Genomic DNA, 13,392 nt, shown 5'->3' on the forward strand with positions numbered 1-13,392 from the left:
TACCAGACGCCCCAGATCGCATATCTCCTTCTATACGATTACACAGCTGCAGGCCGGATTTTATGGGGGATCACCGGCTGCGTGACCGGACTGCTGCTTGGCGCCGGGAAGGCTCGCATCCAGCATATCGATGATAGCCAGGAACCGCTCGGCCTCGCGGTACACATGATCGGCCAGCAGCGGATGGATGATGCTCTTGATCCGGCAGGCGTCTATCAGCTCCTTGGCCGTTTTCTTGAAATCCCGGAGCGCCTTCACGGAGATCCGGTTCACATCGAGGAACTGGTCGAGCAGCGGCACGGTCTGGGACTGCGGCTTCATGGACTCCAGATCTCTCGCCTGGAACAGCAGCGTGTCGAAGTCGTTGCTGAAGCTGCGCGCCTGCTCCTCGAGCTTCCGCTCGGAGGGGTCGAGCAGATGCCCGATGAATTTGGCGTGGTCCGCCATGATTCGCAGGAAGAATACATTCTCGCTGATAATAGCGTCCGGCAGCGGTTCCAATTTGCCGGCGTTCAGCTCCTCCAGCCGATTCCGGAAATAGTAGGCTTCCCGGCTCGTATGGTCGATCAGCAGCGGGAAGTTGTTGGCACCGGGCATTTGGCAAGTAATGACGAGCCCCAGCACTTTCCGTTTGAATACCCAAATATGCGAAACCGCTGTGTGAACCTCTGCATTGAAGCGGCGAATTTGCTCGGGATCCGCTCCAACGTCGAACGTGTGGGCCTTCCTCTCAATGTCCTCGAACAGGGAGTAGAATTGATTCGCCTCTTGAATCAATTGGGTGTCTTCACAGCGAAAGCCCAGCTTCAGAAACAAAGAATGCTCCTTCATGATCCGCGACCAGAACCGAACCTCATCCAAGGACCGGGCAACGAACATCGTCGACAACGCCTTGTCACCTCCTATGATGGATCAAGCGGAAATCAATAAATCGTATTCCGCTTCTTCCAAAATTATGTGAGGTTAGCAAAGCCGATGCGCTTCAAGATCGTGTCCATGCAATAGAGGGTCACTTTGTCATATCATTGAAATAGAAGTCTGATATATGGTATGGTTCAATTACTTTTATCATAAAAGTGAAATTGGAGGTAGAGCTTATGTCAACCCCTCTGGTAAGAGTTAGTCCTTGTTTATGGTTCGAATCGCAGGTGGAGGAAGCAGCTCGCTACTACGTGTCGATTTTTCAAAGAAGGCGGGACGTGTGACCCGAGCGATGCTGGGGATGAAAAAAATGGATATTGCAGAGCTGAAAAAAGCTTATGAAGGTTGACGCTTGGACGTCTTAGAGGGATAATCTGGAAGTAGGATATTATTCCCGAAAAGAGGAAGCAGCCTTGGTGTACGAACAGAAAACGGCCCGCAAAGCTCATTCCGCCTCCGGTAAAGGAAAAGAGCCGAAGCACAAGCAAGGATCGGGGCCGATGCCGCGGTTGCAAATGCTCCAGCGTATGGTCGGCAATCAAGCGACGATGCAGCTGTTGGCCGCTCGAGACGGAGCCGGACAACGGGCTGAAGGCCGGCGAAGCGAAGCTGACGGATCAACGGCCGAGCGCCAGAACGGCGAGCCGGTCATGCAGCGTAAGACGGTTGAGCATCGGTTACAGGACGGCGATCATAAGGCTAGAATTCAGCAGGTGCTTACCGACCTGAATACGGCCGTCATGCAAGCGTATTCTTACGTAGTCAGCGTACCGAGCTTGGCCGGATTTGCTAACCAGAAAAGCGGGTATTTGCAGGAATGGATCAAACGATGGAACGCCTATGTGCAAACCGCTGATGCTCAAATGCTGGCCTCGAGCTTCGGGTATGCAATCGAAACGTTGGCCACCGAGTATTTTTTCACTAAACCGGATGATGTAGCCTACCAACAGCCACGAGACGGAACGCGACCGGATGTCGTTTTATTCGATGGGATGATGGATCTGGCTTGGCTGGATATTACCGCGGAAGACAGCCAAGGTCATATTTTCAAGAAAGACGGCTGGGAGAAAAAAATCGACAATTTTGCGGAAGTCGTCTACCCTTCTCTGGACGACAGCACCTTGCTCATGATGCGCGACAACCGGGCCAATCAAGTGGCCAATTTCGATCTCGACGATCTGGTGGCGCGCAAAGAAGCGGCGCGAAAAAAGTATTCCGCTCAGAAGAAGTACTGGGAGCTGAAGGGCGAGGAGTTGGATAAGAGATTGATGGCGCTGCGAGACAAATATCATCTGGTTAAGCTTGGGCTGGAGTTTGATAAGTTTCATCTGGCAGCGGCGTATGAAGTCAATGATTTTCTGGGCAATCCGGACATTAACATCGACAGCCTGCTCAGCAAAATGCCGAGTTTGCTGACCGCTATGGGCATCGGTGTAAAAAAGTACGGGTACTTTACCGGAACGTATGCGAGCGAGAAAACCGGCGACTACATCCTGAGCCGCTACTTGCCTTTGCCGGAGGAGGGGGAGCCTCAAGCGGGAGAGAAGGACGAGAAGATCAAGATCGAAGAGGAAGTGCCGGGGAGTTACCAATTCCAATAGAGGGCGGGGATGGTTAATATAGAAGCAGGAGGGGATGCGGCATGACCATGAACAACGACAAAGCCAATAGATTGGCTCAAGAAAAATCGCCTTATCTGCTCCAGCATGCCTATAACCCGGTGGACTGGTATCCTTGGTCGGAGGAAGCATTCGACCGGGCGAAAGCGGAGGACAAGCCCGTGTTTCTGTCGATTGGGTATTCGTCCTGTCATTGGTGCCATGTAATGGAACGAGAATCGTTCGAGGATGTGGAAGTGGCTGAGCTGCTGAACCGCGACTATATCTCGATCAAGGTGGATCGTGAAGAGCGGCCGGACGTCGACCATTTGTATATGCAAGTATGCCAGGCGATGACTGGGCAAGGCGGGTGGCCGCTCACGATCATCATGACGCCGGATAAGAAGCCGTTTTTCGCCGGTACATATTTTCCCAAGCAACGCAAACACGGCCGTTACGGGATGACGGACATTTTGCCGCAGATTGCGGCCAAGTGGGCGGAGGACCGGGAGCGGGTGGAGCGGATTGGTGAGGAGATGGCTGAGGAGCTGCGTACGCGAGCTTCGGCGGGCCGAGCTGCGGTGGAGCCGACGGCGGCGCTGCTGGAGCAAGCGTTCGAGGCGTACGACGAACGCTTCGACGAGTCGTTCGGCGGCTTCGGGAAGGCGCCGAAGTTCCCGAGCGCTCACAATCTGTCGCTGCTGCTCCGCTATTACAAGCGGACGGGCAGCGAGCGCGCGCTTGCTATGGTCGAGACGACGCTAGACGCGATGTATCGCGGCGGGATGTTCGACCATTTCGGGTTCGGCTTTGCCCGTTACTCGACGGACGAACGGTGGCTCGTGCCGCATTTCGAGAAGATGCTGTACGATAATGCGCTGCTGCTGATTGCGTATAGTGAAGCGTATCAGGCGACGGGTAAGCGGCAGTATCGAGAGACGGCTGAGCAAATCGCCACTTATGTGCTGCGGGATATGACTGATCCGGAGGGCGGCTTCTATTCAGCGGAGGATGCGGACTCGGAGGGGCAGGAAGGGAAGTTCTACGTCTGGGAGCCGGCCGAAGTGCTGCAAGTGTTGAACGAAGAGGACGGAGAATGGTTCTGCGATTTGTTCGACATCACGCGGGAGGGGAACTTCGAAGGGCGGAGCATCCCGAACTTGATCGAGATGACGCCGGAACGGTATGCCCGGTTGAAGGGGATGACGGAAGAAGCGATGCGCGAGAGGCTGGAGCGTTGCCGGCAGGCGCTGTTCGATCATCGCAAGAAACGGCTGCATCCGTACAAGGACGACAAAGTGTTGACGTCCTGGAACGGGTTGATGATCGCGGCGCTCTCGATTGCCGGCAAGTCTTTGGGCGGCGATGTGTCCCGGTATACGGCTGCAGCGAGTAAGGCTGCCGAATTCGTGCTTGGCAAGCTGCGACGTTCAGGAGACGGTCGGTTGCTGGCCCGCTACCGCGACGGGGAGGCGGCTTATCTCGGGTATGTCGACGATTATGCGTTCCTCGTCTGGGGGTTGATCGAGCTATACGAAGCTACATTCGAGCTGAAGGCGCTGCAGACGGCGGTCGAGCTGAACGCGCAGATGCTCGAGTTGTTCTGGGACGCCGATAGTGGCGGCTTGTACTTCTATGGCGCGGACGGCGAGCCTCTGCTCGTCCGCCTGAAAGAGATCTACGACGGCGCGATGCCGTCGGGCAATGCGGTGGCCGCGCTCAACATGCAGCGGCTCGCGCGGTACACCTTCGACGCCCGCTTGGCGCAGCGGGCGGAGGAGCTGCTGGCCGCGTTCGCCGGCCAGGTCGCGTTGTACCCGAGCGGCCACGCGATGTATCTCGCGGCCGTCGACTTCGCGGCGAGCGCGCCTGCGGAGATCGTGCTCGCCGGGGACCCGGCGTCGCCCGACACGCAGGCGATGCTCGCCGCAATCCGCCGCCGCTACCGGCCGAACGCGGTCACGATCGTCGTGCCGCCGGGCGCGGCAGGAGAAGAAACGAAGCGGCTCATCCCGCTCGTACAGGACAAACAACCGCTCGGCGGCCGAACCACCGCCTACGTCTGCGAGAACTTCGCCTGCCAGGCGCCGACAACCGATCTGGAGGAGCTCGAGGAGCAGCTGGATCTGGCCTACTAGCTAGCAGCAGAACCCAAATAGTCAAATAGGCAGATTGGGAAGTCCGGATTGAACTTAGCAGGCTTCATATCATTGTGTCAGAAGTGAAAAGCGGTGTTCAGTCGTCGACGAATGGGGGTTTGCTGTATGTTCACCATCGACGCTTGCATGGCCGCAAAGCCTCAAGCCTGTGGGGGATTACCCGGCTTATTGTCGTCTTGTTGATAAAGTTGCGTGAGAAACTCGCGGGAAAATTGTTTGAATAAAGCTACAGAACGGTCGTCATACGGTGTGGTTTGCATTTCGTACCCTCCAAGTTGGTCATGGAACGCTTCTTTGGTCGGCAAGTAGCCGGAGTAACCATTGGTCAGACCGGACATGATTGTGTGCTTAAAGGGAGACAGTTGGTTGATTTCAGCAACATAGCCATTAAATACTTCTAGAGACGTGGCGAACAGTGCCAACTCACCCAGCCGGATGCCGGACAGAGTGACGTTCCGCGCGTTTGAGTCGCTTCTCGGCTTGGTTGGGAACTCGATCGTTTCTTTTCTGGTAGCTAGCGGTAGAGGGTTTACGATTTGGGCATCTGTTTTTTCCAGTGCCTCTATAATGTTATAGAAGAAAATATCACCCAACGTTTGACACATCGGATAGCTATCCCCTTGCAGCTGGCCGATTAATCCGCCGCCAAGCGGCCCGATATCGCCCGAGTAGCCCTGTGTGAACAGAGAGACAAAACCGTCGCCGAAATGCCGCTCCAAGCGTTGCGATGCCAGACCGACGATATCCGAACTGACTCGATCGGGCGTATTCCATACTACGGTCGGATGCACAGCGGCGTTTACGATGGTCCCCAGCAACCGGCCATCGGCTTTTTCGAAAGAAATGACATCGAATCGGCGGTCTACCGGTAATTTGAAATTGGGAGACAGTTTCGGTCGTCTATTGACGGAGACAGAACATTCCCCTTTTGTCAGTTTTACCTGGACAGGGGTTAATCGAGTGGCGACGCGACGGATTTCATCGGCAATACGGATAATATATTTCTCACCGAAATGCAAAGGCGCCGTATGAGTATGGGTTGAGAAAATATGGGTGTGATCGGCGGTTGTACCGCCGGCCTTAGCCCATGCGTCCGTTGTGCCGAACGGCAAAGTGCCCGCAGGTTTGCCGCTGCTCGACGGTTTGGAATCCTCCATGGTCAAGCAACAATCCATATTGACGACCACGATCGTATCCGCGTTGCTCCTCAGAACCATAATTCGCGCATAGATGTCGTCCAGCACACTCCCTTTTTTTGGGGGATCGAAAATGTAATCAGTTGTAGAATATCCCGCAAGAGGAACAGATTCCTCAGGCGTAATCTTCGTTTTACCGAAGGCCGCATGGATGACAGGCCCAGTGAAATTGGCATTGTCCAGTAATTGATCCACGTTCAACAGTTTATAGGCAACGGCTCCGCCCAGTCCGAGTGTGGCCAATAAGGCGCCGCCTTGGATCAGAAAGCCTCTGCGGTTAAGTACCGGATCGGAATGCTGCTGCTTTTCTTCTTCGTTCATAACAAAAACCCCTCCATTATATTTCGTGTGATAAATTATATTTGAAAATATTATACATGTAAACGCTATTATTATAAATGAAAAAACAAGATAAACGATTGTTTCATCTGAAAAAGCTCTTATTTTCAGCGGAATATAATTGCTAAATCAAGATTGTTAGAATATAGTTTATTGGGTAAAATATAATAGGGACGATTCGTTTGGAAATCGTGCGAATATGGTTCCGGATGATATCGCCGTGTATGCACGGGATATTGCGTTGCAGGATGTCATTAGCTACAAGAAACCGGAGGCGGACCCCGAGCAGTAAGAATCGCTGGATTCGTTCGAAGATCCGGTGAAGTAATCAGATGCGGTGAGGAGGTAGTTTGTTGGAGAAAAAATACAGTCGCCGTGAATTTCTTGGGAAAAGTGGGAAGATGTTGGCGGCCGCGGGGCTGATTAACAGTGCGACCCTTGGCGGTCTGGCGTCCGTCTCGCAAGCGGCGGATGCGAACAGCGGACAGCAGATGAAAACATACGATCTTCGCGCGGCCTTCGGGAAAGTAAAGATTACGCCAGAGGAAGAGATGGTGCTGGCGCCTTACAGCAATACGAATATCGTCGATCCGAAGGAGGGGATACTGGATGATCTGTATGCGCGGGTTGCTGTGTTTCAGCTCGACAATACGACTTTGCTTTTTGTGAACTTGGATATGTGTTTGACGAATCAACGTTCACTTCCTGAAAATGCCAAATCACAATGGGCAAGGGCGGCGGGAACGACCACCATATCGACTGTCATTTTTTCGACGCATACCCATAGTGCACCCATTTTCCTGTTCGGAAAGTATGCGGATCGGGTAACGGAAGAGATCAAGAGGGTGGTTGGGCGTTTGGAGCCCGTTCACCTTCGCTTGGCCAAGGGAGAATGCTCGATTGCCGTCAATCGCAGACCGTGGTTGAAGCCGAATTTCAAATTGCCTGCAGATCGAGGAATGGACGTGCTGTTGTTTGAGGATCGCAAGGGTAAATTGCTCGGCAGCATCGTGCAGGCGGCAGTTCATGGAACGGTGTTGTGGAATACGGTGGATCGGGTAAGTTCGGAAGTGATGGGACTCGCCATGCAGCGGTGGGAGGCCCAGGAGCGGGAAAACTTCGCAGCATTGTTCCTGCAGGGATTTTCCGGCGATATCGGCCCGCTCGGTGGCGGACCTGAAGGCGGCGAAACAGGCGACACATATCATCTGGTTAAAACCTTTGGCCGTAAACTGTACTACGACATCATGGAGAGCATCACCAAGACGGTTCCCGTCAATACGGTGCCGTTGAGTATTGAGAATAAGAGTCTGTATGTTCCTGTAGCGGGTGGCGCTCAAAATATAATTATGCTGGTTGGTATACGAATGGGGGAGCTGGCGATTTACTCCACTTCACTGGAGGTATTCAATGAATACCGGAAGGTTTTTTTGGAGGGATCTCCATTTAAACATACGGTTTGCACAAGCCTGTGCAATCATTATTCTTCCTACTTGCCTACTCCGAGGGCGTATCGGGATGGCCTCGGCGGTTATGAAATGAAAACGTCTCCTTATTCCGATAGTGTTCCAGAAACATTCCAAAAAGAAAGTCTGGAGTTGCTTAAACGTCTGCATACCTGATCCTAATAAGAACCTGTCAATCCGGATCCGGATCGACAGGTTCTTTCAGTAACGAATACCAGCGCGGTCGCTTAACATTCAGGAATATGGCTGTCACAGTACCACCCGTTCAACGGGTGGCTTGATAGCGCCCCTATAAGGGGCCGGGTACTGGCAGCGCCTAAAGGCGCAGTTTCGCCAGCCAATTTCACCGGCTACCCCTAAAGGGGTTTATTTTGTTGCCTTGTCTTCGATGATATCCGCATTTTCTTGCTTCTGGATGTACTCCCGAATCACATCTTTATTAATTCCGACGGTACTGACATAGTATCCTCGTGCCCATAGATGTCTGCCACTCCCTTGTTTCATTTGCGGAAATCGATCAAACACTATGAAGTTTCGGCGGTATTTTCACGTACATATGTACGTGGTCCGCACTATACTTCCTTTGACCAACTCCACATTGCGATACTCGTATAACGTCCGAAGAATCTCCCCTACTTCCTTCCTGATCTCCTTGAAGAAGACCTTTCGGCGAAATTTCGGGATGAATATGATAGGATAACTACAATCCCAGCGGGTGTGGGCTTGGCTGTTACCACCCATGGGTACCGTCCTCCTTTGCTCGGAAATTTGGCTGGCGAAACCAATTTCCAGTATAGCAAAGGAGGACTTTTTTCTATCATGCCTCAAGGCACTTCCTGTTCAGTTCTCCCAGGCGTAGTCTGGGGCTTAATATTTGAGTTAATGCCGACTCCGACGCGTTTCTGTAAAGTTGACATCGGTGAATGAGAATGCTGAAAGGCGAAACATTGAGCTTAAGGCGCGGCTAACGGCTATAATTCCCGCTATCTCGGCAGTACTGACGCATCAAAATTATTTATATTAATTCAATTAGTTTAGTCTTGGCTAAAACAAGCGCGCCTATGATTCCTTCATTTTCTCCGTATGAAGTTTTCTCGATGTCCAAGTTCAGCGTTGAGAAACGGTTGCCTCTCAAGATGATTGTACGTTTCGTCTCTTCCAACAACAGCGGCATGAGATCAAACATGGGTCCGCCGATAAATAAAGCTTGGGGATTAAACAAATTGACTACATTGCTCAATGCTATGCCGAAGGCTGTGCCTGCTTTAATGCAGGTACCTATTGCGACTTTATCACGATAGTTATACCCGTTGACGATATTATCGTATTCACCGTTCTGTTGAATATATTCGCGATCCAGCATGGGGAAGGTGATGATATTTTCCAAACAGCCGTAATTGCCGCAAAGGCATTTGTTGCCGGTAGGATCTGCTGTAATATGGCCAAGAAGTCCAGCCGTATTGTTGACACCTCGCATCATCTGTCCGTTGATGAAAATGCCGGCAGCGACGCCGTGTCCGACATGAACGACGATAAAATCGTTGAAATGTTTGGCCTTGCCGAGTTTCCTTTCGCCCAATGCCATGGTCCGTCCGCTTTCCTCGAGAAAAACGGGGCAACCGAATGCCGCGCCTATCGGATCGATCAAATTGACATTATCCCAGTTTTTTCGATTCGGGATATTCAATACGGATTTCGAGCCCACATCCACAATTCCCGTGATCCCGAAGCCAATCGCGGCAATGGACTGCTGAGGGATTCTGGAATTCTCAAGAAGCAGTCGGATTTCATTAATCAAGAACTCAGGTTTTTGTTCGACTGTGTCCAGATCCTTCATATGGATTTGTGAACTGGCTATAATTTCCAAATTGTTATTAGCAATCGCGAAGCGTGCCTTGTGTCCGCCCATGTCCACACCTAAAAAATGAAATTTTTTCGGATTGGAATAAAGGAGAACTTCCTTGCGCCCCATGCCTTGACCGATCCGATCTCCTTCCTGAATAAAGCCTTCATCAATCAGATGCTTGGTAATATTTGTGAGGCTTCCCTGTGACAAATCGGACCGTTCGGCCAACTGTTTACGAGAAATATGGCTATTGAAGCTGATGATATCGAGAATTATTTTTTCTGATAAATTTAATTTCAACCACAATCACTCCAGCGGATAATGTCATTGTTAATATTGTAGTCAATAATTATGACATATGCAACGTTCAAACAAAAAACAGAAAAAACTTTACAAGATATTAGTGCCATCCTATAATAATATTGTTAGTAAATTAAATCAGTTGAAAATGGCTATATTTTTTCTTTATACTCAAGAAAAATAAAACAGAAGGGCGTGAATAAAGTGTTTTAATTAAATTTAATTATTGAATTAAATTGTATAAACTAAACTTTCGTGGAGGGCCGTTATGCGGAGACTTGTTGTGTTGCGAGCTCTGACAGTGTTTGAAAGTCGCTTGCTACGGGAGGCTGCGCCTGAGTGGGAAGTGGTGTCCTACATTGAATCTGGCAATTTGGAAGCGCTATTGCCAGGCGCGGAGGCAGTTGTGGTTGCTGGTTGGGATGAACGGATCAGGCGCTGTAGCTTGGTGGAGGGGAGTCCCTTGCGCTGGATCCATACATGGTCCAGCGGGATTGAACGAATTCCGTTGGAAGAATTGAAAATGAGGGGGATACGGCTTACCTGCTCGAGAGGGGTTTACGCTGTTCCCATTGCTGAAAGTGTTTTGTTAATGATGCTGTGGTTTGCCCGTAACGGAAGAACGTATCTGGAATCGCAACTCAATCGGCAATGGCGCATTGATAAGCAGGGTGGGGAATTGTATGGTAAGACTCTTGGGCTATTAGGGGTAGGTGGGATTGGTCGGGAGATTGCCATAAGAGCCAGGGCTTTCGGTATGAGGGTTTTGGGCTACAGGAGGAACGACAAACCCGTAGAAGGAGTGGATATTCTTTATAGTCAGGACCGTCTGGACACGCTTGTGGCGGAAAGCGACTATATCGTCAATTCTCTGCCCCTGAATTTCGCGACAGCCGGACTTGTGGATGACAAGCTAATCCGCATGATGAAACGCTCGGCGTACTATATCAATGTGGGGCGGGGCGGAACGACGAACCAGGACGCCTTGACACAAGCTTTACTTGAAGATCGGCTGTCAGGGGCGGGGCTCGATGTATTTCAGGAAGAGCCTTTGCCCGCCTCGAGTCCTTTGTGGCAACTGTCGAATGTGCTGCTGACGCCGCATGCCGCCGGCACCTCCGACCGTGCGGAGGAACGTTCTATGGAACGTTTTTTGGACTATTTTCGGAATTATGCGCAAGGATGTTTGCAAAATGTACCATTCGTCGACTATGACGAAGGATATTAAATAAGAGGAGTGGCGAAGAGATGGGAAAAACGTTCAAGTATTCGGTGGGTCCATGGAATCTTCATCAGGGGGCGGATATGTTCGGACCGCCGGTGCGCCCGGATGTGGAGTTTGGACGAAAGTTGGAGTTGTTTAAAGAAATCGGATTCGACGCTTTGCAGTTGCATGACGATGATGCCGTACCAGATTTGAATAACTTTTCGGGAAGGGAGTTGGCCGAACAGGCCCGGAAATTGAAACATCTGATGGATGAAACAGGGTTGGTGGTCGAATTCATTGCGCCTCGATTGTGGGAGGATCCGGAAACCCGGGACGGAGCCTACACGGCTAATCGTGAGAAGCAGCGGAATTATGCGATGGAACGGACGAAGAAGGCGCTGGAAATTGCAGATATACTGGGGACGCGCAATATCGTCCTGTGGCTGGCGAGAGAAGGCAATTTCGTTCCCGAGAGCAAGGATGCTGTAAAGGGAGTGGAGAGAATCGTTGAGGCGGTTAATTCGATTCTTGATCACAACAAATCGGTGCGAGTTCTGTTTGAACCCAAACCTAATGAGCCGGTTGACAAATCTTTCGTCCCGACGGTCGGACATGCCCTGGCATTGGCATGCCTGACGAAGGACCCGGACAGGGTTGGTGTGTTGATCGAATCAGCGCATTCTATCCTGGCCGGTCTCGATCCGTCCGATGATATGGCGTTTGCATTGGCTCACAAGAAATTGTGGGGAGTACACTTAAACGATCAGAACGGTCTCAAATTTGACCAAGACCGTCCATTTGGTTCCGTTAATCTGAGATCGGCGTTCAATCAAGTCCGTGTTTTGATCGAGAACGGATTCGGACGAAATGGCGAATATGTCGGCGTCGATGTAAAAGCGTTACGTACACAAGATGCCGCCGCAGCACACAAGCACTTGCGTCATTCCCTCGAAGCGGTAGAATGGATGGCGCAAAAAGCAAAGAGTCTCAATATGGAGTTTGTAGAAGCCCGCAGACAGGATCTCGATTTCGAGGCGTTAGATCGTTACATGATCAAGCATTTGCTGGGAATTTGACGAACTGGGAGGTGGATTGCCGTGGCGGAACGAAAACAACCTCTTCGTGTGGCCATGATTGGCTATAAATTTATGGGGAAAGCGCATTCTCATGCTTACCGAGATTTGCCGTTTTATTTCGATACGGAGTTTGAGCCGGTGTTGCAAGTGTTGGGCGGACGTCATCGTGAGGCGGTCGAGGACGCTGCCCGAAAGTGGGGATGGAGGGAGGTTGAGACCGACTGGCGACGTATCATGGAGCGAAAGGATATCGACATTATTGACATCGTCAGCCCGAACAACACGCATTCCGATATCGTGATGGCTGCTGCGCAATGCGGCAAACATATAATTTGTGAAAAGCCCCTTGCAATGGATGTTCCCCAGGCTGAACGCATGCTGCAAGCCGTGCAACACGCAGGTGTGAAGCACATGATTTGTTTCAATTATCGTTTCGTTCCGGCGGTAGCTTTTGTTAAAAGATTGATCGAACAAGGCATCCTTGGACAATTGTACCATTTGCGCGCGACTTTCCTTCAAGACTGGATCATGGACCCTGAATTTCCATTAGTTTGGAGGCTTCGACGGGAAGTCTGCGGTTCGGGGGCTTTGGGTGACTTGATGGCGCACTCCATTGATCTTGCCAGGTATCTGATTGGTGAAATCAGCGAAGTTTCAGGCATGCTGGAGACATTTATCAAGAAGAGGCCGTCCGGAGAAATGGCAGATGGATTACGGGCGCAAGCTGACGGTGCTGGTTTGGGGGAGGTGGACGTCGATGACGCGGCGATCATGATGGCCCGGTTCGATAATGGCTGCCTCGGCGTTTTTGAAGCGTCGCGCTTTGCCAAAGGCAATCGCTGCGGGAATCGACTAGAGATCAACGGTTCAAAGGGTTCGATTCGTTGGGACATGGAAAAGATGAATGAACTTCAGTTATACCTGGAAGACGATCCTTTGGGAATCCAGGGGTTTCGCACGATCCATTGTACTGAAGAGATCCATCCCTATTCCGGGCGCTATTGGCCGGCGGGACATAGCATCGGCTATGAACATACGTTCATCAATATGGTGAATGCCTTTGTAGAGGCGTATTCAAGGAACGAGTGCCCCACGCCGAATTTTTTGGACGGCTTCCGATGCCAACAGGTGTTGTCAGCAGTGGAGACTTCATCGACGGAGAAAAGGTGGGCGCCAGTCGGTTAGCAGACAGTTCGAAGCGGCTAAGTCTGGATCAGTATGTGATGAATTGTGTCGATTTGCTAGGGGGCTCTTTCGAAAAATCCATATATTTCTATTGCTGAA

General features: G+C 51.2%; 10 protein-coding genes and 1 pseudogene. 7 read left to right on the plus strand and 4 right to left on the minus strand.

From position 1 onward, the window contains the following. Positions 1–60 precede the first annotated feature (60 nt). Positions 61–879, minus strand: coding sequence for a DUF2935 domain-containing protein (locus tag PKO02S_RS13145; protein WP_127583519.1), 819 nt, complete (start codon positions 877–879; stop codon positions 61–63). 218 nt (positions 880–1,097) lie between these two features. On the opposite strand from PKO02S_RS13145, the gene PKO02S_RS33880 reads away from it, so the two are divergent. The 3 genes from PKO02S_RS33880 to PKO02S_RS13160 all read left to right on the plus strand — a co-directional run bounded on the left by PKO02S_RS33880 (position 1,098) and on the right by PKO02S_RS13160 (position 4,657). Continuing rightward, positions 1,098–1,205 (plus strand): VOC family protein, encoded by a 108-nt coding sequence (locus PKO02S_RS33880; RefSeq protein WP_127583459.1) that lies wholly within the window; start codon positions 1,098–1,100, stop codon positions 1,203–1,205. A 132-nt stretch (positions 1,206–1,337) separates the two neighbouring features. After that, positions 1,338–2,522 (plus strand): hypothetical protein, encoded by a 1,185-nt coding sequence (locus PKO02S_RS13155; protein ID WP_127583461.1) that lies wholly within the window; start codon positions 1,338–1,340, stop codon positions 2,520–2,522. A 41-nt stretch (positions 2,523–2,563) separates the two neighbouring features. After that, the gene (locus PKO02S_RS13160) at positions 2,564–4,657 is read left to right on the plus strand and encodes a thioredoxin domain-containing protein (protein WP_127583463.1); all 2,094 of its coding nucleotides are present in this window, start codon (positions 2,564–2,566) and stop codon (positions 4,655–4,657) included. A gap of 161 nt (positions 4,658–4,818) precedes the next feature. Here the strand turns inward: PKO02S_RS13160 and PKO02S_RS13165 are convergent, their stop codons facing one another. Further along, on the minus strand, positions 4,819–6,195 hold the full coding sequence (locus tag PKO02S_RS13165; RefSeq protein WP_127583465.1) for a hypothetical protein: 1,377 nt from the start codon (positions 6,193–6,195) through the stop codon (positions 4,819–4,821). 371 nt (positions 6,196–6,566) lie between these two features. Between PKO02S_RS13165 and PKO02S_RS13170 the strand changes: the two genes are divergently transcribed. Continuing rightward, entirely contained in the window at positions 6,567–7,835 is a 1,269-nt protein-coding gene (locus PKO02S_RS13170) for a hypothetical protein (protein ID WP_127583467.1), read from the plus strand. Between the two features lie 210 nt (positions 7,836–8,045). Here the strand turns inward: PKO02S_RS13170 and PKO02S_RS13175 are convergent. Together PKO02S_RS13175 and PKO02S_RS13180 are read right to left on the minus strand one after the other, a co-directional pair. Beyond that, positions 8,046–8,420: pseudogene (locus PKO02S_RS13175) on the minus strand (transposase). Positions 8,421–8,694: 274 nt separating this feature from the next. Next, positions 8,695–9,825: an ROK family transcriptional regulator gene (locus PKO02S_RS13180; protein ID WP_164821434.1), complete on the minus strand. Its 1,131-nt coding sequence runs from the start codon at positions 9,823–9,825 to the stop codon at positions 8,695–8,697. 268 nt (positions 9,826–10,093) lie between these two features. Here PKO02S_RS13180 and PKO02S_RS13185 point away from each other — a divergent pair, with 268 nt between their 5' ends. From PKO02S_RS13185 to PKO02S_RS13195, 3 genes are read left to right on the plus strand one after another with little or no spacing between them, the layout of a single operon-like run. Further along, positions 10,094–11,053 carry a D-2-hydroxyacid dehydrogenase gene (locus PKO02S_RS13185; protein WP_127583471.1) on the plus strand — a complete coding sequence of 320 codons (960 nt, stop codon included), beginning with the start codon at positions 10,094–10,096 and terminating at the stop codon, positions 11,051–11,053. A gap of 20 nt (positions 11,054–11,073) precedes the next feature. Further along, positions 11,074–12,108 carry a TIM barrel protein gene (locus tag PKO02S_RS13190; protein WP_127583473.1) on the plus strand — a complete coding sequence of 345 codons (1,035 nt, stop codon included), beginning with the start codon at positions 11,074–11,076 and terminating at the stop codon, positions 12,106–12,108. Between the two features lie 54 nt (positions 12,109–12,162). Further along, complete coding sequence (locus tag PKO02S_RS13195; RefSeq protein ID WP_127583521.1) at positions 12,163–13,293, plus strand: Gfo/Idh/MocA family protein; 1,131 nt, start codon at positions 12,163–12,165, stop codon at positions 13,291–13,293. The last annotated feature ends 99 nt before the right edge of the window (positions 13,294–13,392 follow it).

The sequence above is a fragment of the Paenibacillus koleovorans NBRC 103111 genome (genome assembly GCF_004000845.1).
In the GTDB taxonomy this organism is placed as follows: domain Bacteria; phylum Bacillota; class Bacilli; order Paenibacillales; family NBRC-103111; genus Paenibacillus_AA; species Paenibacillus_AA koleovorans.

Coding starts and splice junctions, on each gene's coding strand:
- PKO02S_RS13165 (WP_127583465.1), bottom strand. CDS start 6,195: ATGAACGAAGAAGAAAAGCAGCAGCATTCCGATCCGGTACTTAACCGC.
- PKO02S_RS13195 (WP_127583521.1), top strand. CDS start 12,163: ATGATTGGCTATAAATTTATGGGGAAAGCGCATTCTCATGCTTACCGA.
- PKO02S_RS13145 (WP_127583519.1), bottom strand. CDS start 879: ATGTTCGTTGCCCGGTCCTTGGATGAGGTTCGGTTCTGGTCGCGGATC.
- PKO02S_RS13190 (WP_127583473.1), top strand. CDS start 11,074: ATGGGAAAAACGTTCAAGTATTCGGTGGGTCCATGGAATCTTCATCAG.
- PKO02S_RS33880 (WP_127583459.1), top strand. CDS start 1,098: ATGTCAACCCCTCTGGTAAGAGTTAGTCCTTGTTTATGGTTCGAATCG.
- PKO02S_RS13160 (WP_127583463.1), top strand. CDS start 2,564: ATGACCATGAACAACGACAAAGCCAATAGATTGGCTCAAGAAAAATCG.
- PKO02S_RS13185 (WP_127583471.1), top strand. CDS start 10,094: ATGCGGAGACTTGTTGTGTTGCGAGCTCTGACAGTGTTTGAAAGTCGC.